Source organism: Sporosarcina sp. FA15, from assembly GCF_051550195.1.
GTDB lineage: Bacteria > Bacillota > Bacilli > Bacillales_A > Planococcaceae > Sporosarcina > Sporosarcina psychrophila.
This window is the reverse complement of record NZ_CP188818.1, coordinates 42,445-69,193: the sequence shown is the minus strand read 5'-3', so window position 1 is coordinate 69,193 and position 26,749 is coordinate 42,445. Positions and strand designations below refer to the sequence as shown.

Annotated in this window: 23 protein-coding genes and 1 pseudogene; 7 read left to right on the top strand and 17 right to left on the bottom strand. The window is 38.0% G+C overall.

The window, feature by feature from the left end; translation table 11 throughout:
• The first annotated feature begins 97 nt into the window (after window positions 1-97).
• Together ACP8HG_RS00425 and ACP8HG_RS00420 are read left to right on the top strand one after the other, a co-directional pair.
• Window positions 98-1,177, top strand: coding sequence for a type III polyketide synthase (locus ACP8HG_RS00425; protein WP_438298022.1), 1,080 nt, complete (start codon window positions 98-100; stop codon window positions 1,175-1,177).
• A 12-nt stretch (window positions 1,178-1,189) separates the two neighbouring features.
• The gene (locus ACP8HG_RS00420) at window positions 1,190-1,720 is read left to right on the top strand and encodes an isoprenylcysteine carboxyl methyltransferase family protein (RefSeq protein WP_187046968.1); all 531 of its coding nucleotides are present in this window, start codon (window positions 1,190-1,192) and stop codon (window positions 1,718-1,720) included.
• A 537-nt stretch (window positions 1,721-2,257) separates the two neighbouring features.
• Here the strand turns inward: ACP8HG_RS00420 and ACP8HG_RS00415 are convergent.
• From ACP8HG_RS00415 to nhaC, 4 genes are all read right to left on the bottom strand, one after another.
• The gene (locus ACP8HG_RS00415; RefSeq protein WP_067206657.1) at window positions 2,258-2,512 is read right to left on the bottom strand and encodes a GlsB/YeaQ/YmgE family stress response membrane protein; all 255 of its coding nucleotides are present in this window, start codon (window positions 2,510-2,512) and stop codon (window positions 2,258-2,260) included.
• Window positions 2,513-2,843: 331 nt separating this feature from the next.
• Window positions 2,844-3,254: an NUDIX hydrolase gene (locus tag ACP8HG_RS00410; RefSeq protein ID WP_067206654.1), complete on the bottom strand. Its 411-nt coding sequence runs from the start codon at window positions 3,252-3,254 to the stop codon at window positions 2,844-2,846.
• 47 nt (window positions 3,255-3,301) lie between these two features.
• On the bottom strand, window positions 3,302-3,667 hold the full coding sequence (locus tag ACP8HG_RS00405; protein WP_438298021.1) for a hypothetical protein: 366 nt from the start codon (window positions 3,665-3,667) through the stop codon (window positions 3,302-3,304).
• 426 nt (window positions 3,668-4,093) lie between these two features.
• Entirely contained in the window at window positions 4,094-5,491 is a 1,398-nt protein-coding gene (gene nhaC, locus ACP8HG_RS00400) for a Na+/H+ antiporter NhaC (RefSeq protein WP_067206648.1), read from the bottom strand.
• A 745-nt stretch (window positions 5,492-6,236) separates the two neighbouring features.
• Here nhaC and ACP8HG_RS00395 point away from each other — a divergent pair.
• The 4 genes from ACP8HG_RS00395 to ACP8HG_RS00380 are packed head-to-tail and all read left to right on the top strand — an operon-like array spanning window position 6,237 to window position 9,342.
• A complete protein-coding gene (locus ACP8HG_RS00395) occupies window positions 6,237-6,608 on the top strand; it encodes a GntR family transcriptional regulator (RefSeq protein ID WP_067206645.1) in 372 nt (123 codons plus the stop codon).
• Between the two features lie 14 nt (window positions 6,609-6,622).
• Window positions 6,623-7,312: an ABC transporter ATP-binding protein gene (locus tag ACP8HG_RS00390; RefSeq protein WP_187046966.1), complete on the top strand. Its 690-nt coding sequence runs from the start codon at window positions 6,623-6,625 to the stop codon at window positions 7,310-7,312.
• A complete protein-coding gene (locus tag ACP8HG_RS00385; protein ID WP_338653284.1) occupies window positions 7,309-8,139 on the top strand; it encodes a hypothetical protein in 831 nt (276 codons plus the stop codon). Before ACP8HG_RS00390 ends, ACP8HG_RS00385 begins: the two co-directional genes overlap by 4 nt.
• Window positions 8,140-8,154: 15 nt before the next feature.
• Window positions 8,155-9,342, top strand: a complete 1,188-nt coding sequence (locus ACP8HG_RS00380; protein ID WP_187046964.1) for a hypothetical protein — start codon at window positions 8,155-8,157, stop codon at window positions 9,340-9,342.
• 223 nt (window positions 9,343-9,565) lie between these two features.
• Here the strand turns inward: ACP8HG_RS00380 and ACP8HG_RS00375 are convergent.
• From ACP8HG_RS00375 to ACP8HG_RS00330, 10 genes and pseudogenes are all read right to left on the bottom strand, one after another.
• A pseudogene (locus ACP8HG_RS00375) lies at window positions 9,566-9,675 on the bottom strand (thermonuclease family protein); the annotation flags it as partial.
• A gap of 91 nt (window positions 9,676-9,766) precedes the next feature.
• A complete protein-coding gene (locus ACP8HG_RS00370) occupies window positions 9,767-12,073 on the bottom strand; it encodes a glycoside hydrolase (RefSeq protein ID WP_438298020.1) in 2,307 nt (768 codons plus the stop codon).
• A gap of 36 nt (window positions 12,074-12,109) precedes the next feature.
• Window positions 12,110-13,297, bottom strand: coding sequence for a sensor histidine kinase (locus ACP8HG_RS00365; RefSeq protein ID WP_197485375.1), 1,188 nt, complete (start codon window positions 13,295-13,297; stop codon window positions 12,110-12,112).
• A 175-nt stretch (window positions 13,298-13,472) separates the two neighbouring features.
• Window positions 13,473-14,120 (bottom strand): response regulator transcription factor, encoded by a 648-nt coding sequence (locus ACP8HG_RS00360; RefSeq protein ID WP_067206628.1) that lies wholly within the window; start codon window positions 14,118-14,120, stop codon window positions 13,473-13,475.
• Window positions 14,121-14,250: 130 nt separating this feature from the next.
• Complete coding sequence (locus tag ACP8HG_RS00355; RefSeq protein ID WP_197485374.1) at window positions 14,251-15,087, bottom strand: metallophosphoesterase; 837 nt, start codon at window positions 15,085-15,087, stop codon at window positions 14,251-14,253.
• 331 nt (window positions 15,088-15,418) lie between these two features.
• On the bottom strand, window positions 15,419-16,159 hold the full coding sequence (locus ACP8HG_RS00350; RefSeq protein ID WP_342537712.1) for a thermonuclease family protein: 741 nt from the start codon (window positions 16,157-16,159) through the stop codon (window positions 15,419-15,421).
• Window positions 16,160-16,271: 112 nt separating this feature from the next.
• A complete protein-coding gene (locus ACP8HG_RS00345; RefSeq protein WP_438298019.1) occupies window positions 16,272-18,311 on the bottom strand; it encodes a catalase in 2,040 nt (679 codons plus the stop codon).
• A gap of 74 nt (window positions 18,312-18,385) precedes the next feature.
• The gene (locus ACP8HG_RS00340) at window positions 18,386-18,748 is read right to left on the bottom strand and encodes a fluoride efflux transporter FluC (RefSeq protein ID WP_438298018.1); all 363 of its coding nucleotides are present in this window, start codon (window positions 18,746-18,748) and stop codon (window positions 18,386-18,388) included.
• Window positions 18,745-19,122 carry a fluoride efflux transporter FluC gene (locus ACP8HG_RS00335; protein ID WP_067206613.1) on the bottom strand — a complete coding sequence of 126 codons (378 nt, stop codon included), beginning with the start codon at window positions 19,120-19,122 and terminating at the stop codon, window positions 18,745-18,747. The genes ACP8HG_RS00340 and ACP8HG_RS00335 overlap by 4 nt, the downstream gene beginning before the upstream one ends.
• Window positions 19,119-21,275 (bottom strand): ATP-dependent helicase, encoded by a 2,157-nt coding sequence (locus ACP8HG_RS00330; RefSeq protein ID WP_338653301.1) that lies wholly within the window; start codon window positions 21,273-21,275, stop codon window positions 19,119-19,121. Before ACP8HG_RS00330 ends, ACP8HG_RS00335 begins: the two co-directional genes overlap by 4 nt.
• 433 nt (window positions 21,276-21,708) lie before the next feature.
• Here ACP8HG_RS00330 and ACP8HG_RS00325 point away from each other — a divergent pair, with 433 nt between their 5' ends.
• Window positions 21,709-22,242 carry an ATP-binding protein gene (locus ACP8HG_RS00325; protein WP_187047802.1) on the top strand — a complete coding sequence of 178 codons (534 nt, stop codon included), beginning with the start codon at window positions 21,709-21,711 and terminating at the stop codon, window positions 22,240-22,242.
• Between the two features lie 721 nt (window positions 22,243-22,963).
• Here ACP8HG_RS00325 and ACP8HG_RS00320 read toward each other — a convergent pair.
• The 3 genes from ACP8HG_RS00320 to ACP8HG_RS00310 all read right to left on the bottom strand — a co-directional run bounded on the left by ACP8HG_RS00320 (window position 22,964) and on the right by ACP8HG_RS00310 (window position 26,499).
• A complete protein-coding gene (locus ACP8HG_RS00320) occupies window positions 22,964-23,566 on the bottom strand; it encodes a hypothetical protein (RefSeq protein ID WP_438298017.1) in 603 nt (200 codons plus the stop codon).
• A 274-nt stretch (window positions 23,567-23,840) separates the two neighbouring features.
• Complete coding sequence (locus ACP8HG_RS00315) at window positions 23,841-24,302, bottom strand: VanZ family protein (protein ID WP_438298016.1); 462 nt, start codon at window positions 24,300-24,302, stop codon at window positions 23,841-23,843.
• A 994-nt stretch (window positions 24,303-25,296) separates the two neighbouring features.
• Window positions 25,297-26,499 (bottom strand): IS110 family transposase, encoded by a 1,203-nt coding sequence (locus ACP8HG_RS00310; RefSeq protein ID WP_438298015.1) that lies wholly within the window; start codon window positions 26,497-26,499, stop codon window positions 25,297-25,299.
• Window positions 26,500-26,749: the final 250 nt, after the last annotated feature.

Genomic DNA, 26,749 nt, shown 5'->3' with positions numbered 1-26,749 from the left:
TGAAGTTCCCTATTTACATGGTGGGCATGCTCAATATCAATGTTTGATAAAGTCATATTAAGGCAATGAGTACTATTAATGAAGCTGGAGGTAGCCTATGCCAAAAATTCTTTCTGTTAGTACTTTTAAACCGCCTCATGAAGTGAAACAGCAACAAGCAGTTGAGTTAACCCGATCACTTTTTAGTGAGAAATATAATGATATTGAAAGGCTTTTAAAAGTCTTTCAAAATGGCGACATCGAAACGCGGAATGTCTGTATGCCCATTGAATGGTATGGAAAAGAGCATGACTTTGAAGAGCGCAATAATTTATACATTCAACATACTGTCGATTTCGGTGTACAAGCTGTGCTGTCATGTCTCAAAGGGAAGGGCATGCTTGATGAACCGATTGAACCGTCAATGATTGACGCCATTTACTTCATCTCAAGCAGTGGGATTTCGACACCAAGCATTGAAGCACGTATTATGAATCGGCTTCCTTTTCGGGATGATACGAAACGTGTTCCTATTTGGGGGCTTGGTTGTGCTGGAGGGGCCGCTGGAATCAGCAGGGCGTATGAGTATTGCCTTGCCTTTCCGGAAGCAAATGTCCTTGTACTCTCTGCTGAATTATGCAGTTTGACGTTTCAGAAAGACGATTATTCAAAAAGTAATCTAGTAGGTGTCTCACTATTTTCTGATGGGATTGCTTGCGCATTGGTTTCTGGGGATAAATCTTCGGTGAAGGTCAAAAAAGCGATGCCCAAGGTTATTGCAACCACGTCAAAACTGATGCCCGATTCTGAAAATGTTATGGGCTGGGATGTGAAAAACACGGGACTGTATGTTGTTTTCTCAAAAAGCATTCCAGCTATCATAACAAATTGGCTCGGACCTTTCGTCCATGAATTCCTCGGTGATCATGGGCTAACAAAAGACGATATCTCACACTTCGTCGCACATCCTGGTGGAAAAAAAATACTTGAAGCATATGAAACAGCCCTAGGATTTAATCAAAACAAAACGGATATTTCGCGTGATGTATTGCGTCACAATGGGAATATGTCGTCCCCTACTATCCTTTACGTGTTAGAGAAGTTCATGGAAAGTGAACCTGCTGCCGGTGAGTATGGACTAATGGCTGCACTCGGCCCTGGATTTTGTGGTGAACTGCTGTTATTGAAATGGGAGTGAGGTGTTTTGCAGATGCTATTTGCCATTGTCATTTCAATCGTTATCTTACAGCGGCTTGTTGAACTTGTTGTTGCGAAACGCAATGAGCAATGGATGCGCAGCCAAGGGGCTTTCGAAGCGGGTGCCGCCCACTACCCCATTATGGTTGCCATGCATATAGCCTTTTTCATTTCCCTTCTTGCAGAAGTCATTCTGCTCGATAAGTCACTGTCATCAATATGGATTATACTTCTCGTCATTTTTCTAACGGCGCAAGTAGCACGGATCTGGTGCCTTACTTCGCTCGGGAAGTTCTGGAATACAAAAATCATCATCTTACCAGGTGCAGACGTTGTACAGAAAGGCCCGTATAAGTGGGTGCGCCATCCGAATTATGTAATTGTGACGACTGAGCTCTTGGTGCTTCCCCTCATGTTTGGTGCTTATTTAACAGCAATCATTTTCACATTGCTGAATGTTTGGATGTTATCCGTGCGGATTCCCGCAGAAGAAAAAGCATTGAAGGATGCGACGAATTATAGAGAGAAGTTTTCGCTGGACTAATATATTTGGCACTACTTATTAGAATTAACTAGGCGGTATACCTCACCCGTATAACGAACAAATCTAGCGAAGGAGCGACACTAATGATAGACAGCCCAATATCGCCGCATCCTGCAGGCACCGGAGCAATATAGACCAAGGAGGGATGCAGTTCATCCCTTTCTGACGGGCTTATTGCGTGAGGCCATCACCAAGCGACAAAGCGGTGTTGGAAGAACACTCTAATTGTTAAGTGTCGACTATATAATTAACAAATACATTCGATACCTACTTTTCTAAAGAACAAAAGCGCAAGTGCCTGTTCAGGGGCGACAGGCATAAGACGGGCTGGCGAAGCGGCGTTCTTTGCCGCACAGCCGGACCGACTTATGACCCGAGCCTCTAGGCGCTGGAGTCTGGACGTAAAATCTCTATGTCGCAGCTTATCCACAGTACGTGATCTTATGATTTTCTAAGCTACGATTAAAAAACGCTGAGCTTAACTAGTCAGCGTTTTCTTATTTCCTTGCCATCAAATAACTTTCAATCATGAAGAGATTAATATCTCCTACGCATGGATTTCATAACGAAACTAACGACAATCACTATGATAAGTGCTCCGACAATGGCAGGTACAATGTAAAAATCAGCTAATTTCGGACCCCAATTCCCTAGCAACCTACTTCCAATCCATGCACCAATGATACCAGCAATCACATTTCCTACGAGTCCACCCGGCATATCTTTACCTGCGACTAACCCTGCAAACCAACCGATGATTCCCCCAATAATTAAATATAATAACAGTCCCATACATTACATCCCCTTGTTATTTATTTTTAGTATATGAGTTAATTATGATAACGGTAAAAATCCATTTTTTTAATCAACTAGAATGTTTATAAAGCCTATAGAATACTTAGAAATTGCCCTGAATAATTGAAGAGACAAATGACATTTCGTTACTCCTCCCCATATTCATCAGTTCCTTTTCCTTACTCCAATGAAAAAGTTCAAATTTCGTATTCTCTATAAACTAATACGCTTAATAATTCTTGAATATACCTTTTCTCCATAACTCTTTCCACTCCATTTCACCATCGACTAATCCCATATTCTATTCTATCTTCTAGCATCCCTCCCATTACACTTGAATTGTATAAGCCGAAGATGATTTAAGCATTCTTTCTACTCCGCCAGGATGATAAGGCATAAAGCCATTCGCTGTCGGCAAATCTACCCACTTTATTTCTAAAATTTCTTCTTCGTCTTGAATCGAGCATTCCCCGGATACGATCGTTGCTTTAAATGTTAGAAATAAAGCGTGATGCCCTTTTGCATTAAAAAATGCTTCATTCACCGCCACGATACGGTCAACTTCAATTGTCAAACCTGTTTCTTCTTGGGCTTCACGAATAATTGCCAGCTCTAACGTTTCCCCATCTTCAACGTCACCGCCGGGAAGAGACCACCCGCTACCTTTGTTATTGACCATCAGTACTTTTTGCTCATCTTCTTTATAAATAAGTGCATAGACAACATTTACTCTTTTCATTTCTGACTTCCCCCCAATGTCCATTAACTACAACAGAATCCCCAAAACTACCCTTCATACATGCCTATATAGGGTATTTCCTTACCGTCTACTATTACAATATATGCGGGCGTATCCGTTTTATATATCTTTGTTCCAACAGGTAATTTATTAGATGTACCACTTTTAAAGTTCCAAGCTTTGTCCGGCTTTTTTGTTATTTCTCCCACTTGCTCACCCAATTCATAGGATAATTCTTTTAGCCATTCTAGATTTCGAGCCTTCGAGTAGACGATACTATCTAAAACAAAAATATCCGCATCACTACTTCCAAGAAAATCTTTCGGCGTGGGATTTCCTTTATAAGCTTCTTGACAGCCTGATACTACCAATAGAAGGAAAGTTATAAAGAGTACTAATCGACCGATTTTCATGAATATACCTGCCCCCCTTATTCAAAAGTCTTATAAGTCAACATGCAAAAAGCGAGTGATATGACAGGTAGAAAACCGTAAACAGGCCCAAGTGTAAATGAAACCCCGCCATTAACATAGCGACTAGTCCGAAGCGGTTTCGTATTGATATTCTATCTAAATACGCTTTATCAGCCTCTGAAATACCTTCATCGTCTTATGAAAATCTCTTTATAAACTCCATGCATTTTTTTATAAAGCCTCATAATTCATATGCCCTAAAATACAACATAACCTCCTATATTCGCCACAATATGGAACAACCCTACTACTTATACGTTGTTCATGTACAAATGGTTCCATAATCTACAAATAATAGGCTTTTGAATGTTTTATTAATTTCCAAAAGCGAAGGAGCACTCCCTAACAGGTGTGCTCCTTCGCTTTTTACACTTTTACCTTTTCATCAGTCAGATACGTCAATGTTTTCCCAGTAAACCCAAACAGAACTGTTAATATCGGAGACAACAGGCAAAAGAATGCGAATGGCAAATAGTCTACTGTTGCGACACCCAACACACCTGTAATGAAAATACCGCAAACGCTCCACGGTACTAACGGATTGACAACCGTGCCCGCATCTTCCATCACTCTACTCAAGTTCTTATTCGCTAACCCTACTTTTTCATATTGTGATTGGAAAGCTTGCCCTGTCAATAATATCGACAAATACTGTTCACCAATCAACACATTAATCCCAATCGCCGTTAACGCAGACGCTGCAATGACAGAGGAAACTTTCTTCAAAAGACTTTCAATTTTCCCGAGTAGACATTGGACAATTCCTAGTGTAAATAACAATCCCCCCATACTAAGTGCCAACAACACCAAACCAATTGTAAACATCATACTTTGCATGCCACCACGAGTAAGTAATTCGTCAATGTCTTTGATTCCTGTCGTTGAAACAAAGCCTTCGAATAAAATCTTAAACACTTCTGGAGCACTGAAACTCTGATGGAAATAGGAAATGATAATCGCACTGATGGAACTTAACGCCAATGTCATTAACGCCGGGACTTTCATTATCGTCAGAACAAAGAGAACAACAAGAGGAATCACCGTATACCAGTGAATCATCCCTGTTTCCAACAAGCCATCTTGGAAATAGGCAATTTTATCAACATCGCTTAATGTGACACTTGGTGATAATAAAGCGAAGATAATCAGCGATAAAATAAATGCCGGGATTGTCGTCCAACCCATATTTCGAATATGTTCAAACAAATTGACGTCAACAATGGATGAGGCCAGGTTTGTCGTATCCGACAGGGGTGACATCTTATCTCCAAAAAATGCTCCGGAAACAATTGCACCCGCCGCTATAGGCAGTGACAAATCGAGCATAGTCGCCATCCCAATAAATGCTACCCCTACTGTTGCTACCGTCGTCAACGAACTACCGATTGAAACACCAACAATTGCAGTAACAACAAAAACAATTGCAAAGAAAAATGACGGTGTAATTAGATTAAACCCGGTATAGATTAGCGTCGGTATCGTCCCACTCATGATCCAACTACTAACTAAAATACCGATGAAGAAAAACAGGAATACTGCACTCATACCCGCTCCTGCTCCTTCGACCAGGCCACCTTCAAGTTTGCGGTACGAAACCTTTTTGAGCAGACCATAGCAAATTAATAGTAATATTGAAAACAAAATTGGCAAATGTGGAACTGCACCAAACTGAACAATACTAACACTAATTATCGTTACAATTGCTGCTATAAGTGTTATCGCCTCTAGAAATGTGGGTGAAATAACTTCCTTTATTCGAAACATGATGAAATCCTCCTCGATGGTTTAAAACTGTGTATTATTTTTGGATACAAAAAAGCCCCTTCAATCCCTTGGAAAGGGACGAAGAAGCTCTCCGCGTTACCACCCTAATTGATGAACCAGTTCTGGACTGGCCATCCACTTCATTAGTTGTTGAGAAAATCGGATGGCGTACTTCATACATATTGCTGCCTGAATTCACACCTACCATTCAGTCTCTTGCTGCTGCTCACAATATGATTACTGGACCATCTCTCAAATATATTCAATTTTAATGATTATCTTTTGTACAAAAGTAATTGATTTGAATCTTATCACGTTTAGCGGGCATGTCAAGGAGTTTCGCAAAAAGATTAAGTGTTGCACGTTTCTCGAAATTCAGATAACAACCAACGTCTAACGCAATTTAGGACTCAATAAGAACCCTCGAACAAGAAGAAATGGATATTATTGGTTGACAGTAAAAGTGTATTAAGGATATAATACAAATTGTAATGTGTATCAACCAATTAATACACATTGTTTGTAGGACAGGTGAATGTATTACGTGGCATTTCTTTGCGATTACTGTATAAATGCTTTAATACATAATATTGCTTTTCTAGACGCATTCTTTTATCGCAAAAGTATTAAACACTTAATACAGTCATCGTAACTAGTGTTTCGTCCATTATTTTTGCCAACACTGTATCACCCCCTTAGTACAGGTTAGGCGTAAAACCATTATGTTTTTTTAGGAGTTGGGTTTATGGATATAAAGTTCAATAATCGTGATCCTGTTTATGTGCAAGTGATTCGGCAATTTAAAGAACAAATTGCAACAGGTTACTTTGAACCGGGTCAGGAGATTCCATCGAGAAGGGAACTCGCTAATCAGCTGAAAATTAATCCAAATACGGCGCAGCGAGCGTATAAAGAAATGGAGGAACAAGGGTTGATTTTTACGGAGGGGAATTTGCCAAGTCGCATTACGAGGGATGCGCAGATGCTCAAAATAGTAAGAGAAGAATTGATTTTAGAGGCTGTAGATACGTTTGTTCATTCGGTTCGATCCATCAATGTTCCTGTACACGAGGCTTTGGATTTAGTGAAGAATACGTATGAAAGGGAAAATAATTAAATGGGGGGATCTTTGTGATTGAAATAAAAAATATAACAAAAAAGTTCGGCAGGAAAAAAGTATTAAATGGCGTTTCTTTTACTGCTGAAAAAGGGAAAATCACTTGTCTAATTGGCATTAATGGTGTTGGGAAAACAACAATTATGAAAGCAATTATGGCTTTAACTCCTATTAATGGAGGTGAAATCCTCATTGATGGTGAAAAAATTCATAAAGGGAGTTATGAAAAAATCACCTTTATACCAGATACAATAACGATGTTACCGCAAATGCGAATACGGGACGCCTTTGTATTTATGACTGATTTTTACAACTGTTGGAATCAGGAACGTGCCACTGAACTGCTCCAGTTTTTCAAACTAAACGAAACGGATCGTATTTCTGAACTCTCAAAAGGCAATTCCGCAAAAGTGAACCTTATACTTGGTTTGGCAATGGATGTCGATTATGTCTTAATGGACGAACCATTTTCAGGAATTGATATATTTAGCCGTGAGCAAATTGCCAATGTATTTACGAGTCATTTAATTGAAAATCGTGGCGTTATTATCACGACACATGAAATTAATGATATCGAACATTTAATTGATAAAGTTGTTTTACTAGATGACGGCGTAGTTTTAAAAGAATTCGATACAGAAGAAGTAAGAGAAAAAGAGGGGAAATCGGTAATCGATGTAATGAGAGAGGTGTATCAAGCATGAATCGTTATTTGAAGTTAGTCAATTTCGAAGTGAATCGATTTTTAAAGCTTTACCTCGTTTTACTTGGCATTACGATTCTTTCGCAAATCATTGGGGTGATTGTTCAATCACGGGCCTATTTAAATCGGGCAAATGAATTAATGTATAAGGATTTAATGACGAAGGACGAGTTTATCGAACAATATGGGAATATCTCTTTCTATAATTTTACTCAGGCAGCTTGGTTTCTGCTCCCCATTATGCTTTGTGTTGTAGTATTAATAATCTATGTCTTTTTTATTTGGTATCGTGATTGGCTTGGAAAAAATACATTTAGTTATCGTTTACTCATGTTGCCAACAGCACGCATTACTATTTATTTTGCAAAGGCTACAACGATTTTACTCTTCGTTTTAGGTCTTGTTGCATTACAACTAGTATTATTGCCAGTTGAAAGTCAAGTTTTACAGTGGGTGGTACCAAGTGAGTTTCGTACCGATCTTTCGATTTATGAAATTACTAACCTCCACAATTTAAGCGTATTTTTGCCAAGCATTTTTATAGAGTTTGTTCTTTATTATGCTGGTGGAATGCTAGCGGTGTGTATTGTTTTTACGGCGATTTTGTTTGAACGTTCTTTCCGTATTAAAGGGATTATTTATGGCGTTCTCTATTGTGTTGCTTCCCTTTTAATCTTCTTTGCACCCCTATTCGTTAATGAGTTCATCTTAAGTAATTATTTTTATCCAATAGAACTATTTTTCCTGGAACTAGTAGCAGGTCTTCTCGTTTTAGCTTGCGCCATTTGGATAGGTAATTTTCTACTAAAGAATAAAATAAGAGTTTGATGGGAGGTTACATAAGTGAAACGTTATTGGAAAATCATTTCGATTTGTTTGATTACGCTAATTGTGATTGGAACTTTTTATATACAATCAAGTTTAGCTACAAATGAGCATATAAAAATTGATTTTGAAAAAGTAAATGGCAATGAGGATGAGTTGCAAAATATAGTATTATACTGTGATTATTCAGGAAATAATCACAGCCTGTATCAACCTTTACAAGTTACAAGTGAAGAAACAATCAAACCAACTAATTTATCTTTTTCACAAAAGTTATCTAGATTGGGTGTTCCGAATTATCTTGAAGAATTGGTAGAAAAACATAGGAATTTTATGCGAAGTAAGGATTTAAGCCCGCATCTTTTTTTTGAAGACGAAAATTTAGTGGCATATGCCCATATGAATGATTTTAGCTTTGATATTGAAGTGTTAACTAAAAAAACGGACGAAATTACGTCAATCCAGTTGGATGTATCCGAAAAAGAAAATTACGGTTGGATGCAAGTTGAGGAAGTTCAAGTAATAGATAGTGAATTAAAGGTCATTACACGGGCTTCTCGTATAGGTGGTAGTGTTAGAGATGAATTACGAGTCTATACATTTGATATGAAAGAGCAAAAGCTTGTAAGTGATGACACGATTGCTTCTACTCCGACGGTAGAGAATGGTTATTCTGATTTAAGAATCATAAATGATAATTATTCTATTCAGCGACAAAAATACCTTCTAGTTAAAATTGAGGCTTTTGAAGATGAAAAAATCTATAGAGACGGTGAACCGAAATTAGTCGCGAATGAATTCATCGTTTACGATATAGAAACTAATCAATCGAAAAAAGTTGTTGCTTCTGATGAAACACTTGGATCTATAGGTGGTTCATCCGCTATCTATAATTCTACACTCTTTATTCCTTCACAGACAGCGAATCGTATAGAAGTCAATCTGTATGATATTGAAAGCGACAAATGGGGCAAAAAACTATCATTTGATTTAGTAGATAATAAGGATGATGAGGAGGCTCCTTACATTAAGGTAATGAATGGAAAATTCTATATTATTCATGCAACAACTAACGGGCATACCATTTTTATAGGCGATTTAATAACAGGGGAATCCCTATATGAAGGCAAGTTGAAAGTGAAAAACCAAGAAGAAGTTCAAAAGAATTATCGTCTTTACTTTCATGGTATCGAGAATGTTCAATAAAAAAATAAAAGGGTAGTTTGGTCAACCACCTTTTAATTAGAAAGAGATGAGAATGACAGCATTATTGCTGTCATTCTCATCTCTTTCATTTTGAGTAACGGATTCTAACACAATTCGGGGTTCAATGGGAATCCTCAATAACATCAACGTTCACACGTAAAGCCACCCCTTTTCCGAATAGGCGGGATGCTTTTTCTTTACGCCGTTTGGATAGTTCTCGCTATCCGCTGTTGAATAGCTCATGAGTACGTTCTTTCGCTTCCTCTCCGAACGGCTGCTTCCCAAGTCGAAGGTGGTGTTCGTTTCAGGCGTATCGATCAGTAAATAACGGATATTCATCACAAATATCTCCATGTCAAAAGTCATCTGATTTATTTTTAAGTCTCATTAAAAATAAGCAATTAAAATGTGCTAAATGCAACATCTAATTTTTCGGCGTATAGATACTTTTACTCTTTCCATCAATAATTAATAATGACTTTTCTGGTATTGTCTCGCCTAGATAATTAAATTCATCTTCTGAAAAATTGGCTACTACACTTAATGTTTCACCATATTCAGTCATTTGAACTAATCTATCATCTGATATGATTTTAAAATCCGTCATTTCTTCTGTTATTGCTTTTTTGCTAAAATTTGACCATACCTTAGAATGTCTTACGATTGTTTCTTTATGTTTTTTCCACTCGTTTTTATCTATATGATATAAAGGAGGTACATTATAAAGTATCTCATACAACATCCTATTTGATATTTCATCTTCCAATTTTAAGGTTCCCCATCCCCACCAATAAGTCGTGATTACTGAATCGTTGTAAACCAACTTATACAATGGGATCGTGTAGTTTGAATCCAAAAATAACTTCTTGTATTTATCCTTTACAGGTATTTGTTTAGAAAACAGTTCGGGAACTCCGCCGTTACTCGAATAGTATCTCCCTACATAGTACTCACTTTCTTTATTTGTTTTCATATCCTCATCCATCCAAGAAAATGCTGGCGTTTCTATTCCATGTGCAAAGGCAATCGTTTTGTTTGCAAAATCATTTCCGCCTTCAGTTCCAACTACCATATCCCATTCTTGTTGCAGATACTCCATTCTCTTAATTCTAGCCTGGATATCATCCTTTTCAGTAGTAATATGTTCTGGCGAATAGTCATCATAGATCTCCCCAGTGCCATCGGTGTCTAGAAACCATGAGTTAAATGCTAGACCAGTATCTAGAATCGAAGTTATTCTTTCTTCTACACTAGGCATTGCAAGCGTCGGATTCAACTTTCTACCTTCACCTTGGAATCCTTCAATCTTGTTTCCATCTTTATTGGTTACAGTTGCATTCTCGTAAAGTGAAGTATCCCTAAACTTAGCAGTTTCCCACTTCTCTTTACCGGGTTCATGGATTGAATGATACGAATCATAGGTGCCAATTAAATAGCCAAGGTCTTCTGCTTCTTTTACTAACTCTGGTTTAATAAATCCTTCCTGCCAGTCATCAAGTCCAATCCACATGTTTTCTAACCCTGAATCCTTCATATCCTTTATCACATCTACAGTATTTGCATCTGCCCACTTCTCTATTGGGTCAACTACATTTCCAAGTACGCTTTTTAATAATCTCTTATTTAGGTCAATTAATTCAACAGGATTTAAATTTTCTATTTTCCTGTTTAATAGCCCCTGAGTTTCTTTATCTGTTTCAGTAAATATTTCCGGATTATAGAATTCTTTTAGTTGCATTACGGCACTTAAGCCTTTTACTATTCTATTTTTAGTGTATTTGTCTACATAATCTAAGTTATTTAAATCATCAAAGGCCGATGAAAGATCTGATCCATCTTCAACTTTAGTAGTTAATAACTCCTGAATCCATAATCTTAGTTTTTCGGGGAAACTGTCTCTTAGTTTTGCCCATTTTATATTTTCCTCTGAAATAACAGTTCTGTCCCAAAAATAAGCATGGGGTGCACCGTAAAGCTTTTCAATTTCACTATTTTCTTTAGCCTTATCCGCCAAGCTTTTGAAGTCACCCTGTTCAACCAAATACTTTTTATAGGTCTTTGCAACATCTGCTGGATTTTTTTCCGTTACATATATTCTAAAACCATATTCCTTCACTTTATTAATCGCTGGAAACTCATGATTAAAAGTAAACTCAATATCATTTTCTGTATTAAAAACAACTTCACTATTATAAGGATTTTTAATTATATAGACTAGCGAATACGCACTTTTATCAACTGCAAAAAACTGCATAGAGAAAGCCTCAATCACCTTCATTTTTTCTTCACTTAAATAATCTTTCCAGACTGGATCATTGCTTGGAATATGCTTCCCTTGATTTAATGGGAGCATATATCCATCACCTTTCACTTTTGGCCATGCAAACATGTTGTCTTCATCTTTGTTGGATTTTATGGTTACATCTACATACTTATCTTTTTTTTCTATTTCAACATCAATTGCCTTTTCTAAATAGGTCCAAGTTATAGTATCTCCACTGTCTTTTAAATTTGAAACTTTCATTTTCTCCAGTGGTTCCGATGCTCTTTCAGTAATTCCATTGGACTCCACCTCAAACGCAAGGGTCTCTGGATCCACACTAAAGTTAAAATCCACATTATCTTTTCCTGAATTAACCTCTTTGATTGGTATCTTTTTGTCGTTCACACACCCTACTAGAACACTTGTTACAATTGCAGCAATTAACATGATTGATAGAATTTTTTTCATGTATCACACCTCCATAACTAGAGTAACCGGGGTGTGTTACGCGAATGTTACAAAAAAAGCTAACTTATTATTTTTTAATTCAAACCCAAAATCCAACTTGTGATTATCCAAAATGGTCTTGATAATAGGTAAGCCCAAACCTGTACCTGAAAGCTCCTTACTTCTTGATTTTTCTAATACATAAAAAGGTCTCCATATATGTTCTAAATCATTTTCGTCAATTGCGCCAACCCCGTTAGCAATCGTAAGCTTGACGATATTAGTGTCTATAGTTAATGTAATTTCAATACGCTTATCATCGGAATATTTAATAGCATTAGTAATTAAATTATCGAGTACAACATCTATTGCTTCTTTTTCTGCATTGATAAAATATTCCTTGTCCGCATCTACATTTAATGAAAAATCAATACAGTTTTCCTGTAGTATCAGCATGTATTTTCCCGTCATGTCTATAACCCTTTTACCTAAATCAAAAGTAGATTTGTTTAATGAACTATTTTCTAACTCTGTCCAAAACAGAAGCTTCTCGATTAATACATCCATTTTCTCAATCTGTTCTTCAATTACATCTCTAAATGTTCCGTCATCCAAACCGTCCACTATCCCCTGTTCATACACTTTCATTATTGATAGTGGCGTTTTTAGTTCATGGGACACATCTGACATTAATTCTTTCAATCGCTTATTTTGGCCATTGATTTCATTATGGGCTTTCTCTAATTTTCCACTCATACTGTTTATACTTTTCGCAAGTTCTCCTACCTCATCATTGGTTGTAATCTCTTCTTTCCTGAACTTTAAATTAGCTATATCTTGAGACAAACTTTTCAAGGATTCTAAAGGCCTTGTAATTTTTTTAGATATGATTACTACTAAGAAAACAATTAATATGACTGAAATGGTCATCAAAAATAGATTAAATCTATTTATGATTATGATTGCTTCTTCCATATGTGGTAATGGTAATCCTATGGCGATAATCGTATTATCAATTTTTATAAATTTAGTTAAAACTTTATATTTGCTTACACCTTGATCGTATATCTTATTGACGCTTTTCTCCTGCAAAGTAGTTAACGTACTTTCAGTAATCCAAAATTTATTTAACTTTATTTTTTTCATTTCAAATTCTAATTTTATTTTTTCATTAAGTTGATTCAAACTTCCACTAATCTCTGAATGAACAATAGTTACGGCGTACTCTTCTTCTATCTGTTTCAATTCGTTTAAGAAACCACTTTCAGGTACACTGATTATCTCGTTAGCTACCTTGTCTAAAACCTTTCTTTGCTCATAAATGTAATATCTGTCTACCAGGAATATATTTATGAGTATTGAAAAAATAAACGTGCAAATTACAATGGATGATATGCCAACTGAAAACTTGCTTCCGATTTTAATCTTCCTTCACCTCCAGGCAGTACCCAATGCCTCTATAGGTTTTGATAAGGTCATCCCCTATTTTAGTTCTTAATCTTCGGATGTGAGTATCTACTGTTCGATGATCCCCTTCATAATCCATACCCCAAACTATATCAATAAGCCTATCCCTCGATAAAATAACACCCCTATTATTAATGAAGAACAGTAATAAATCATATTCAATCTTGGTAAGTTGTAAGGGTTCATTGCTCTTATATGCTTTTTTTTCATTCTCCTTTATCCTAATACCTCTGAATTTAATTTCCTCACCAATGTTCAGGAGCTTTTTAGCTCTTAATATTACGATTCGTGGATCAAATGGCTTCTTAATATATTCATCAGCCCCTCCATTTAAGGCCTTTATTTCATCTTCATGTTGACCTTTAGCTGTTAATATCAGAACTTTGGTTTGACTATTTCCCTTTATATATTTACATACTTCTATTCCACCAATTTTTGGCATCATCCAATCTAAAACGGCTAAGTCAATCTTGGTTGATTCAGCTATATTCAATGCTTCCTGTCCATCCCTAGCTCCCAGGACATTGAAGCCTTCCTCTTTGAAATATGCTGACAGTATCTTAACCATTTGCGGTTCATCATCTGCGATTAGAATATTCATTTTTTCCCCCTTGAGTTAGAAACTTTGACCAAAACCATATTATTACAAAAGAAAAACAAAAAAGGCATCACAAAAGTTTGGTCAACTCAGGAGAAGCCTTCAAAAGTACAAAAACAATCTAAAAGAAATTTTATATAGCTATGTCAAACACGGATATCTCAGGAGGGCTCCAAAATCGAATAGGTATCCTCGTAGTGCCGATTCCGCTATTCACATAAAGATGAGTATGAATTCCTAGTTGATACATTCCTTTTCTATATTTCTTTGCAAGAGGAGGTGTCACCACGGGACCAAGCGTCGGAACAATGACCTGCCCTCCGTGACTGTGTCCTGCCAGTGCCAAATCAAAATTATCATACCCTATTTCGTCCACAAGGTCCGGTTGATGCAACAGAAGAAGCTTAGCCCCCTGATCGTCAACACCTGAATACGCCTTTTGAACATCGGGGTTTCCAAGCATGGCATCATCCACCCCTATTATAGTTAATACTTTTCCACTTTCAAGTTCTATTTTGCTATTCTGATTTGTAAGTAGCTTAAATCCTGATTCTATCATAATCTTTTCGTAAAACCTGACGCCGCCACCTCCATAGTCATGGTTCCCCCAAATGGCGTACTTTCCATATCTACTACTTAGCTTATCAAGTATTCCACTTATCTCTGATCGCCCCTCGAACTCGGATGCTACATCTATGAGATCGCCTGTAAAAGCGATTAGGTCAGGTTTGAGTTTATTAATTCGGTCTACAAGTCTCTCCAGCTGCTCTAGCGAATAATTCGGACCTAAATGGACATCTGAAAACTGTACTACCCTTATAGAATTCTCACCTCCCGACGAGAACTTAAGTTCATATTCCTTTGTGATCAGACGTTTTGGCTCTATTTTAAGTGAGTATACAACTATTCCTGCTACTACTATGCTTACTATAATCAAGAATTTTATACTGCCAAGAACTACTCTTTTCAATTCTCCACTGCCTTTCTTGCACATTAGTACTAGCTATTGTTTCAAAGTATTAGGTACCTCTTGCTAGTACTATACAATCTCATTGTGACACCAATGTTACGTACGGAAGAAAAGCTCAGCTAAACTCGGGTACCCTTTCACAAAAAAGTAGATGGAATTTTTTTAATCACATATTTAAGTATTCATTTGTGATAATTGGTTACACAATTAAAAACATCCTTAAATCGATAACTGATTTAAGGATGTTTTTGTTTTATTTGCTGTGCCTATCATCTTTCCCCGTTTACAAAAAACGAGAAGTTAAGTATAGTTCTATCTTTTCCATCGAATATTAACGCTCGCACGCATTACCATCTTTATTGCCATCCATTTTTTCTGAGTAAGCAGGATGCCCTTTTTTCACGCCATTCGGATACTTCTGACGTAGTTCCGTACAGTTTTTAAACGCTTCTTTAGCACCGGATACTGGTTGTGTTTCAGGTTTCTTTTCTACATACGTTTCGCTGTCAAATCCGCGATCAGTCGCATAATCTTCAAGCGTCCAGATGCCAATTCCCGCTTTTTTGGCCTTCTCTTCTGCTTTCTTAAAAGCGTCTAGATGTCGTGTATTTGGCGGATAAACGTACCCCACGCGGGCTAGCCCTTCTTCCAACAGTTTTTCCTGAACACTCACACCATCAATATAAATATAAGCAAGCAATCTATCATATTTATCTGTTTTCCCACCGACATCGAATTCGATTTCTAATTTCCCGCTGTTCATCAACTCACGATTACGCTCTTTTGCTTTCTCGCCAAACGGCTGCTTTCCGAGACGTGGATGATTCGTTTCCGGTGTATCAATTAGTAAATACCGGACATTCTGTTCTTTACCTTCATACATAATTTTTACCGTATCGCCGTCAATCGTTTTCACAAGCTCCACCGGGATTAAACCGACTCGGCTCGGTTCGGCTTCCTGTTCAGGAAAGAAAATATTGTACACAATCAATGCGAGTAAGACGACACCGATACTCACAATGCCTGCTGGTTTTTTCAGTAAGGTACTAGTATTCTTTTTGTTTTGTTTCATGTATCCGTCATCCTTTTACTAGTTCATTAGTTGTAACATTCATATGTTACCAGTTCTGCAACCAAATGAAAACAGCCGTCACCTAAGTGACGACCGCTTCACTTTCACTTTATCAATAGATTTTACGTTCCCAGTGCCGGTGTTCAGCGATTGCAGCGATGAATTCACCAGTGAAATCTGCTATGTCAGACAGTACGATACCTGGACCTTCTTCTGCATCTGAAGCATCGAAGAAAGGCTTGCCGTTTGTGGCGATACCAATTGGTTTATAGTGTTGAAAAGCTTCGTTGATAAAATTGACGATATCTTTCTTAAGCTTCCTTGGATTATCCGCCTCGCCTCCGACGACGTATAGTCCATCATACAAAACGGAATGGACAGTGAGGAATGTTTCCGTCACTTCGACTGCCAGTTTATCTTCACCATAAACGAAACCGAACTTCTCGCCGACGATATCCACAGTCATTCCTGCATCCAGGCAGGCTTTGACAACCGCTTCCACTTCGCCGCCATTGAATTTTTCACCAATGAGAATGGCGATTTTTCGTGTAGCCGGCGATTTCACCGTTAATTCCTGACTAAGGGCTGGTGACGATTCGGTCACGTCCGATTCCTTGCCCTCGGGATGATTGACCCCCACCGCTTCAGCAATAGCGGTTGCCAAGCCTTTATCGACATTGACAAACATATCCACGACTTGCTGTTTGACATTCTTATCTTTCACTTTACCGACTTCAAAACTGAACGCATCGACAATATGCTTTTTCTCGGGCAATGTCATACTGTTCCAGAAAAGACGTGCTTGCGAGAAATGGTCACTGAAAGAATTACTGCGTGCTTGAATTTTGCGTCCTTCCACTTTCTCCTGATAGTGGACGAAACCGCCTTCTTCTTCGGTAGATGTTGTCGGTGTATTGTTTGCCAATGAATTTTTATGATAGCTGACCTGCCCCACATTGATTGCCTGTCTGCCATAGCCATCACGCTGATTGTTATGGATTGGACACACTGGACGGTTAATCGGCAACTCATGGAAGTTCGGTCCGCCAAGGCGAATGAGTTGCGTATCCGTATATGAAAACAAGCGACCTTGCAGCAATGGATCATTTGAGAAATCAATCCCGGGAACAACACTTCCCGGATGGAATGCGACTTGTTCCGTTTCCGCAAATACATTATCGACATTGCGGTTCAACGTCATTTTCCCAATGATTTTGACGGGTACTTTCTCTTCCGGCCATAGCTTTGTCGGATCCAGGATATCAAAATCAAACATGAATTCATCTTTTTCCTCAATCAATTGGACGCCGAATTCAAATTCGACGAAGTCCCCTTTTTCAATGGACTCCCAAAGGTCCCGGCGATGAAAATCTGGATCTTTCCCGGCGATCTTCTGCGCTTCATCCCAAACGAGGGAGTGAACGCCGAGTTTCGGTTTCCAGTGGAATTTCACAAAATGCGCTTTCCCTTCAGCGTTCACCAAACGGTATGTATGAACCCCGAATCCTTCCATCATCCTGAAACTCCGAGGAATCGCGCGATCGGACATATGCCACATGATCATATGCGCAGACTCCTGGTTACTTACAACGAAATCCCAAAAAGTATCATGTGCAGAAGCCGCCTGCGGCATTTCATTATGCGGTTCAGGTTTTACGGCATGGATAAGATCGGGGAATTTGATGGCATCCTGGATGAAGAAAACTGGCATATTATTACCCACTAAATCATAGTTTCCTTCTTCGGTATAGAATTTCACCGCAAATCCGCGTACATCGCGTACTGTTTCTGCCGATCCCTTGCTGCCGGCTACGGTGGAAATCCGTGTGAATACCGGTGTTTTCGAACCGGGTTCCTGCAGGAATGCCGCTTTCGTATAGTCTTTCATCGATTCAAATAATTCGAATTCACCGTGTGCCGCGTAGCCTCTAGCGTGAACGACTCTTTCAGGAATCCGTTCATGGTCAAAATGGGTCATCTTCTCACGGAAATGGAAGTCCTCCATCAATGTCGGACCACGCAATCCTGCTTTCAAGGAATGTTCGTCCTCTGACACGTTAAGTCCTTGGTTCGTCGTCATCTTTTTACCCGCATCATGTGAACGGTACGTCTCTAACTGCCTATTCTTTTCATCATTATGTTTGTTGTCCAATGTCGTTTCCTCCATTCGGAATTTTAGTAGTCTACTACTCTATTCCCAAATGTACTCAACTCAAACGGACAAATTTAGTAAACACTCCTTCCCGCCAGGTAGCCTAGAAATGCAAGGCCGATTCCCGATATATATATTAGCAGAAGATAGAGTACCGCATTCCTTTTCCTACCGTTTTCCCACATGATTAACAGCTCTTTATTCATCGTGGAAAAGGTCGTCAGCGCCCCTGCGAAACCGGAGGCAATCAGCAGAGTCGCCCATAAAGGTAGTTCCAGCCCGAAAACGACTCCAATCATTAGTGTCCCTGCCAGATTGACGAGCAATGTCCCAGCTGGAAACCCATCCTGCTTATTCATCTTTGCTGAAATATAATACCGAATGACTGCACCGGAAAAGCCTCCGATTCCAATCATCAATAAATCCACGAAAGTCATGTACGAACCTTCTTCCTGCCTAGATGAAAGCCGAGCGCCCCGGCAGTAAGTCCGCCGATTATACTAAGAATGATATACAATCCAGCCAAGAGAATTTGATCTTTTTCCATCAGTAGTACAGTCTCCATGCTTAACGCTGAAAACGTGGTAAAAGAACCTAGAAAACCCGACGTTACGATATCTTGCAATTGTTTATCCGCTGCTAGTTTGCGAAAAGCTCCTGCTACTATAAAACATAGCAAAAACGTTCCCACAATATTTACACCTAGCGTCGAAAAGGGAAATCCTGAATCATTGGAAACGACATGGCCAATCGCCACGCGTATAATTGCTCCTGCCGCTCCTGCCAATCCAATCCATAAGAGCTTTTTCATAGGGCAACTTTCTCAAGTAACCTAAGGGAAAGAACCGTTTCAAGATCAAGCCTTTTCTCGATTTTACCAAATTGGATATGAATTTCATCACCATCACGCCGTGTGACTTCACCCTGCCCGAATACACGGTGTTTGACCGCTGTTCCAACCGCTAGCTCGTCACTATCTTGAATACCATCAGGATTTAGTGCAATCGACGCTTTCTTAATCTTCACTGGTTTCTGCTCTTTGTTCGCTTCACCCGGTTTCAAAAGAAGGCCCCTTACTTCATTCAGAAACCTAGAATCTTCTTTCGGCTTCCCTTCGTCCTGACCATATGACAGCAATTCAAGTCGGTTTTTCGCACGTGTCATCCCGACGTAGAAGAGCCTACGCGCTTCTTCCAACATCGCTACATCACTCTCATCTTCCTCTGATGGAATAACCCCTTTTAGTAAATCAATCATGAACACACGCCGGAACTCAAGCCCTTTCGCACTGTGAAATGTCGATAACGTCACCGCATTTTCAGGTGCATTGAATTTCGCATTTTTTACTGCCTGTTCAAGTTCTTTCAAACGCGTCGCAAATTCCACCATCGTTCGGAGTTGTGATGCAATTCCTTCAAGTGTATCTAAAATGCTAAGCAGGCTTTCAAAACGGAATCCAAACTTTTCAGCTCTACTTTTAAGCGCCGCCTCATACCCAAAATCATTCCGAATCAGTTGAATCACTCGTTCCGGACGCATCTCTGGAATCACAGCGTATCCTTTTTTATAGTCAGCTAACTTTTTGACTTGACTGTCTTTCATTTCAACCGTTTGAATAAATGCATCGAATACATTCCCCGTTGTTGCAGTATTTTCAAACTGGGTGAGCATGTTTCGTGAAATAAAGGCATTCATTTTCATGATGATCTTCGCAAATATATCTTTCCGTTCCATATTAAAACTGAGACGCATAAAGTTCAAAATATCCTCGACAATCCAATGTGTGAAAAACTTGTCATCTGCATCCTTCATATAAAATGGGATACCTCGCCTGTGTAGTTCGCTCACGAACATCGTTGACGATGAATTGTTCCTGAACAAAATAGCAACCTCATTCAAATTCTTCTCGTTCAGCAGTTCATATGTTACGTATTCTAATTGCTGTTTCGGGCTAGTAAGCTGTTTGATATAAATTGGCTCGATCTTGCCGTTTTCCGTATGCATGTCTTTCGGATAGCGCTTTTTGTTCCGTTTGATGAACTTCGAAGCCATCTCCACGATTTCTTTTGACGAACGGTAATTACGCTCCATCATCAGCACTTGAGCATCTGGATAGACACTCTTGAAATCAAGAAGATAATCCGGCTCCGCCCCGCGCCACGTATAGATCGACTGGTCATCATCAGCAACCACACAAAGATTGCCGTGATGCGCCACAAGATGCTCCACAATTTTATGTTGAACAAGGGACGTGTCCTGGCTTTCGTCGGTTAGGAGGTAGTCGTAGAGGTTTCGAAAGTGCTCGCTAAGTTGTTCGTCTTCTCGAAGTGCCTGTTCCGCAATTGTCAGCATATCATCGAAATCAAGAAGCAGTTGACCACTTGTACGCGTCTTGTACTGCTCGTATTTCCTGGCAATGCGTCCTGCCTTATCAACAGGCCCTTCAAGCTCCTCCCATTTCCCAAGTGGGATCATGCGGTTTTTAATCCCACTGATGAATGTCGAAAGAGACGACAGTTCGTCATCAGTGCAATCCTCTTTCAATACGTCTTTATATATGCCTTTCAATAAAAATGCCTTATTGATAGACTGACGCCCTGTCTTACTTCCTTCAATCAGCTCGTATGTTGTACCTATTTTCTCTAAGTAGCTACGCGCAATCATAAATGCCAAACTATGGATTGTGGAAAAGTCCACGCGGGCACTGTGCGGGAAAAACCTTGTGAAACGCTCCGTCATATCGCGCGCAGATGCCCGGCTAAATGTAATTGCTTTAATACGCTTCGGATTGACGTTTTTTTCTTCAATCAAATATCCGATTCGCATGATCATTGTCGTCGTTTTCCCTGATCCAGGGCATGCTAAAAGCAAAAGCGGGCCATCTGTTTGCAGCACTGCTTTCTTTTGCACTTCATTCAAATCTATATTCAATTCTTTCTTTTTTCGTTCAAAAAAATCATTCATTTTACCGTAACTCCTTTTACTTACACTGTACTTAATTTACCATACGAACGCCTATTTGTAGAGGAATCAAACATCATTCATATCAAAAAACCTCCCCTGAGTAAGCAAAGGTGACGGTTACCTTAATTTAGTCGAATATAACCGCGAAGGACAAAACTAAACAGAACCAAGGTACTAAATTTACATATGCACACTTCTTCACTTTCAAAACCTCACATATTGTCTTGTTTCATTTCAATATTAATTATAGTGTTTAACTTCTTTTGTTTGGATGAAAATGTATGCAGAACAATTCTACGACTGGGAAAATTTGAAGATAACATCAAATACTTACCTATTACCACCGTTAGTTGAATAAGGGAGTTTTACTAAAGATGAATTTTATCTGTATAATCAAAAATAATGAAATGGCCTATTAGAGGAGGAAATTCTTATTACAAAAATACATATATTTGGTGCTGCTGGTTCTGGAACTTCGACACTCGGAACTGCGTTATCACAGGCACTTCCTTATACTCTTCTTGATACAGACGACTATTTTTGGTTAACTAAGTTCACAGAACAAAGACCAATACCTGAAAGAACAAAAATGCTAAAGCATGACTTAACAATATATCAAAACTGTATTCTTTCGGGGGCAATATGTGGTTGGGGTGACGAATTTAAAGCCCATTTTGACTTGGTTATATTTTTGCAGCTTCCCCAAAATATAAGACTTGAGAGATTGCAACAAAGGGAATTTCAAAGGTATGGGAATGAAATATTGGATGGTGGTAGTAAATACGACGAATCCAAGGCTTTTTTGAAGTGGGCTTCCTTATATGATGAAGCAGGAATGGAAGTCAGAAGTAAAATGTTACACGTACATTGGATGTCGGACTTAGTTTGCCCGATATTGAGAATAGAAGGTGACGATACGGTAAAAGAGCGAGTGAATATAGTCCTCAATTATTTAAGTTCAAACTGAAAAAATTATTGTGCTATCGGATTAGTTGAGCAAAATGGCCAATCCTTTTATCAGATTTTGTCACATCATAACAGTGTCGTGATTTTTAAGTTATGACACCAGCAATAGATAAAAAAGTCTCCCTTTCTAAATAAAAGTGAGACTTTTCGCAAATCTAACATATTTGTATTGTGATAGTTTTGCAATTTTCCCAAGCATACTTTTATACATTTACTGTTCTAATGCGAGTTTGGATGCTGCATACACCCGAAGTGTTCAGGGAAAAGTAATCGGTGAATGTGAATCATATAACGAACTTTCGGAATTCATTGGAGAGCGTGATGTGATGAGTTAAAGAAAAAAGCGTCACTTTTTTTAGTTGTTGGTTTCTTTTTTTGATTGAGTAAATAAATTCCAGATAAAATTAAAACAAAAGTGAAAATGGCTATTAAAATGTTGGCCATTAAAACCGACATGTGGTTTTTAAAATCAAATACTATATGTATTAATAAAAATATTGCTGATAGAACTATGCTAAGTATAGATAATTTCCGCATATGAAAACTCCTTTTTTCAGTAATTTTACGTTTCACTTTTATGTATTTTTAATTTCAAAAAAACCCCAATAACTAATGTATATACTATTTACTACTGGTTGACGTAATACCCCTTTACGGAAGTATTCTTACCCTTTAATTCAAAGAAAAGGCTGCCAATTCTCGTTTAACTAAACCAGCACTCGTTACTTTAAGTGATATGTTTCACAAACTTCTTTTCTCCTGCGTTCCATGGATTTAGAGTATCCAAAACAATCTCTAAATAACTTCCTGCCAATATATTTTTTGAAATCATTGTTTCTATATCTGTAATATTCGTTCCAATAGCTAATCATTCTATTGTAACTTTTGCAAAACAGCACAATATTTTCAAGACAAAATCTCTTAATCCGTTCTGTATCCTGTTCTTTTAAAGTATCATAAGTCATTTCTATTATCTCTACGACATATTCATCACATATTTTTACGATATAAGGAATAGCCCAATCTTCATAATCCATCTGAAGCAACGAAGAGATATGCTTTTGACGAACTAATCCGTCACAACTTCTTGAATAAATACAATGCAAAATCATTTTTTGTCGTAGACTTAAATTGTCTATAACTTCATCTAAACTATCAATATAGTATATGCGATAAGGAAACCTAATCATGGTATCATCTAGAAAGTATTGAATAGTATCCTGGGACACACCACTAGTGACATTTTCATAATTTTCATGAGGAATCATTCCAACCGCTGTGCCCACATCATCTCTCAAATAATTTGGAAATCCATCTTGAAACATTCAATCACATCCTAGCTTCGCTTAATCCTACATTTGCTTTTATCCCATTATATCCATATGTCTAATAGTCAAAATCATTATACCAATAGAAATTAGGATCGCAATTACAAATTGATTAAATGTAATCTTTTTAAATTCATCTGTTCTTTTCTTACCGGATAAAGCCATTATAAACACAATAACCCACGTCACCATTAGTCAATAAGAAAAAGCCGCCGTGAAAGGCAGCCGACTCTTCACTAAAGCCCCAGATAGTTGAAGAATAATTACAGTTCTATTTAAGTAGTTTCTGAACAAACTTTGTTCTCCAAATTCCAAACCCTATTAAAGCACCAGGCATATTTAGGATGAAATCATCAACGTCGAAACTACCCTTTCTTGTAACTAATTGCATTACCTCAATAATAAATAATAATACAATCATTGAAATAGAAAATACCATTACTTTGTTTGTTTTCTTTATGAAAAATGGTAAATAAATACCCATTGGTAAAAACAAAATAAAATTACCAAAAAGGTTTTTGATAGGGATATCCAAATTTATACTTCTATCAAGTATTGCTTGAAAATATGTATTTATAGTTTTAAATGGAACGAAATTTGAAGAGTTTTTCATATACTCTAAGAATGGTAGGTCATACCTATAACCCCTAAAACCTAAGAATAATATAAACACCAATACCAATAAGTAAAATATAAAACTTATACTAAATACAATCTTAATTTCTTTCTTCATTTTCTCCCCCTGCACTTGCTGTTATTCATAAGGTACTTTTTTTACTTTACACCATTTAGCCCGTCGTTGGATGGTATATGAGTTTCCTCATGTTCTAACTTTAAACCTTTTGGAAAGTCCGTCAGTTCCTTTATAAAGGAACTATTCTCACCATGTCTAGCTTTTCAGCCGCTCGGCATACCTTTTCCTTAGGAATGTCTTTAGCCTTTGTTCTGTCGACTTCATCTGGCTTCAGAACTTCTAACCTATCAGTAATAATGCAAGCAGAAGTATTAACGCGATGGTTTTAGGTAACGTGGTTCCTTCATTCCTACCCTCCATTGTAAAGTTGAGATTTTAAATCACAGAATCTCCTGTCTTTCACGCTGTTTTCATTTATAACAGAACTTATCGCGCGTACCCAGTTAGCTTAAGAAGATAGAGATTATGATTAGATAAACGTGTGTTGCAATAATTACAGTTAACACAACTAAACCGAACCACGCTATCAATTTCCAATTACCCTTCGAATTCAAATAGAACGCGACATATAAAACTATCGCCAGCACTGCGATAGGCAAGTGATAGAACCATACTCCACCAAGTTGCAGAAATATTGTCATTGGGTAGCTTAAAAGTAAAGCTACTATGCCTCCCAATATATATCTAAGTGCTTCAGTGTTAAAAAATTTACGACTTACTTTATAGCTCAGGAAACCACCAATAGCACTGATAAACACCGCTAACAAACACATATAAAGAATGGTTAGATAGGTCACAGTCACTCCCCTTTTCAAGCCCATATTACCATAATTGTTCATACGTTTTGTTAAGCTAACCTGCCCCGTTAGCACAATAAGAAAAGAATTACTGTTGTTACACTAAACCAGCTAATAGGATGTCAATATTTTTCTCTAAAATAATTATTAACCCTATGTTATACTATTTTGAGCATGCCAAACAGCCCTCCAAAAACCTTTTGGAAGATTTTCTCTCTCATTATTAAAACTGTTAATTAAGCTATATCAAGGAAAGATTCTTTTCTGTTTAATAATGCATAAATCCAATGAAGTAATTTATTAATACAGGCTACAATCGCTACTTTGGCAGGCTTTCCTTCTGACTTTTTCTTATCATAGAATTCTTTAAGCTTTTTGTTCCTTGAACTTCTTATTCCACATAATACTGCTAGATACGAGGCCTGACGCAGTCTGCTTGAACCTCTTTTAGTAATACTGTTGGTTGTTGCTGTGAACTTTCCTGATGAGTAAACTCTGGGATCTACTCCTGCAAAGGCAACCAGTTTTTTCGGATGACTAAACCGATCGATTTCACCAATTTCGGAGATAATCGTTGCAGCGATTTTTTCTCCTATTCCAGGAATCGATTGGACAATCTTGTAGTCTTCTAGCTCATTTGCCAAGGTCACAATACGATTCTCTAAAATTGAAAGGTGTCCTTGGTACTGAAAAAGCATCTCAATATACATTTGAAGATTGATTAAGTGACTTTGATACACGACTTTTTGAAATGGATTTCGCATTGCGGCATCCATTATTTTTTTTGCCTTTTCTCTTGCCCATTGGACAGAACGACTAGGGCAGAACTCTGCAACACGCACGGCTATTTTACTTTCCCCAGCTGATAAGACGGCTTCTGAAGTCGGAAATTCCTCTAACATCAATAAAGAAACCTTTGAATATAGATCACCAAAAACCTTCCGATATTCAGGAAATACTTGATCTAAAATAGTATGAAACTGAAGTTTTGCTTCTACATACATATTCGTAACGATCTCCTGTTGTCTTGAAAGATTTCGAAGGTCTAAAAGCTGAAGCCCTCTGTTTTTATGAGGTTCAAAATCTTCTTTGTAATAAAGTACACACAACTGATACGCATCGATTGCGTCCGTTTTCACCTTTCTTAAACTGGACTTCTTAGCCTGATAAGAAATTATAGGGTTAAGCAAGATATATATAACATCATGTTCCTCCATGAATTGAACAACGGGGGTATGATAATGACCAGTGGATTCTAGAATGACCATAGGCATTTGTCCTGTCATCTTTTCTATCTCTTTTAAAAATCCAATAAAGCGATGTAATTCCTCTCTGGTATGCTTCACAGAAAAGCTCTTTCCAAACGGTTTTGATTTATCTAAGAATGCCTGAACTTGGCTTTCTCCTTTTGCCACATCCAGGCCAACTACTGGATTCATTTTTATTCCTCCTCTAATTTCTACTTGCCAGTACCCCTAATCCTTCTTGTAGTGTCATAGCTTCGCTTGTTATACGAGATCTACGTCCCAACCAGCCTCAAACATGTTTCTACAAGTAGGGGGTGGACAGTTTACTTGACGGGATCAATGCCCCACGCACCCGTACGTCCTACCCTGGCTACTGATATATTAAATCCAATTAAAAAAAGGTCAACCAGTAAAAACTGGTTAACCTTATAATACGAAAGCA

Bases quoted from the DNA above. Each gene is read 5' to 3' on its own strand.
- ACP8HG_RS00425 (WP_438298022.1), top strand. From the start codon at position 98: ATGCCAAAAATTCTTTCTGTTAGTACTTTTAAACCGCCTCATGAAGTG.
- ACP8HG_RS00420 (WP_187046968.1), top strand. From the start codon at position 1,190: ATGCTATTTGCCATTGTCATTTCAATCGTTATCTTACAGCGGCTTGTT.
- ACP8HG_RS00415 (WP_067206657.1), bottom strand. From the start codon at position 2,512: ATGGGACTGTTATTATATTTAATTATTGGGGGAATCATCGGTTGGTTT.
- ACP8HG_RS00410 (WP_067206654.1), bottom strand. From the start codon at position 3,254: ATGAAAAGAGTAAATGTTGTCTATGCACTTATTTATAAAGAAGATGAG.
- ACP8HG_RS00405 (WP_438298021.1), bottom strand. From the start codon at position 3,667: ATGAAAATCGGTCGATTAGTACTCTTTATAACTTTCCTTCTATTGGTA.
- nhaC (WP_067206648.1), bottom strand. From the start codon at position 5,491: ATGTTTCGAATAAAGGAAGTTATTTCACCCACATTTCTAGAGGCGATA.
- ACP8HG_RS00395 (WP_067206645.1), top strand. From the start codon at position 6,237: ATGGATATAAAGTTCAATAATCGTGATCCTGTTTATGTGCAAGTGATT.
- ACP8HG_RS00385 (WP_338653284.1), top strand. From the start codon at position 7,309: ATGAATCGTTATTTGAAGTTAGTCAATTTCGAAGTGAATCGATTTTTA.
- ACP8HG_RS00370 (WP_438298020.1), bottom strand. From the start codon at position 12,073: ATGAAAAAAATTCTATCAATCATGTTAATTGCTGCAATTGTAACAAGT.
- ACP8HG_RS00360 (WP_067206628.1), bottom strand. From the start codon at position 14,120: ATGAATATTCTAATCGCAGATGATGAACCGCAAATGGTTAAGATACTG.
- ACP8HG_RS00350 (WP_342537712.1), bottom strand. From the start codon at position 16,159: ATGAAACAAAACAAAAAGAATACTAGTACCTTACTGAAAAAACCAGCA.
- ACP8HG_RS00340 (WP_438298018.1), bottom strand. From the start codon at position 18,748: ATGACTTTCGTGGATTTATTGATGATTGGAATCGGAGGCTTTTCCGGT.
- ACP8HG_RS00335 (WP_067206613.1), bottom strand. From the start codon at position 19,122: ATGAAAAAGCTCTTATGGATTGGATTGGCAGGAGCGGCAGGAGCAATT.
- ACP8HG_RS00330 (WP_338653301.1), bottom strand. From the start codon at position 21,275: ATGAATGATTTTTTTGAACGAAAAAAGAAAGAATTGAATATAGATTTG.
- ACP8HG_RS00320 (WP_438298017.1), bottom strand. From the start codon at position 23,566: ATGTTTCAAGATGGATTTCCAAATTATTTGAGAGATGATGTGGGCACA.
- ACP8HG_RS00315 (WP_438298016.1), bottom strand. From the start codon at position 24,302: ATGAAGAAAGAAATTAAGATTGTATTTAGTATAAGTTTTATATTTTAC.
- ACP8HG_RS00310 (WP_438298015.1), bottom strand. From the start codon at position 26,499: ATGAATCCAGTAGTTGGCCTGGATGTGGCAAAAGGAGAAAGCCAAGTT.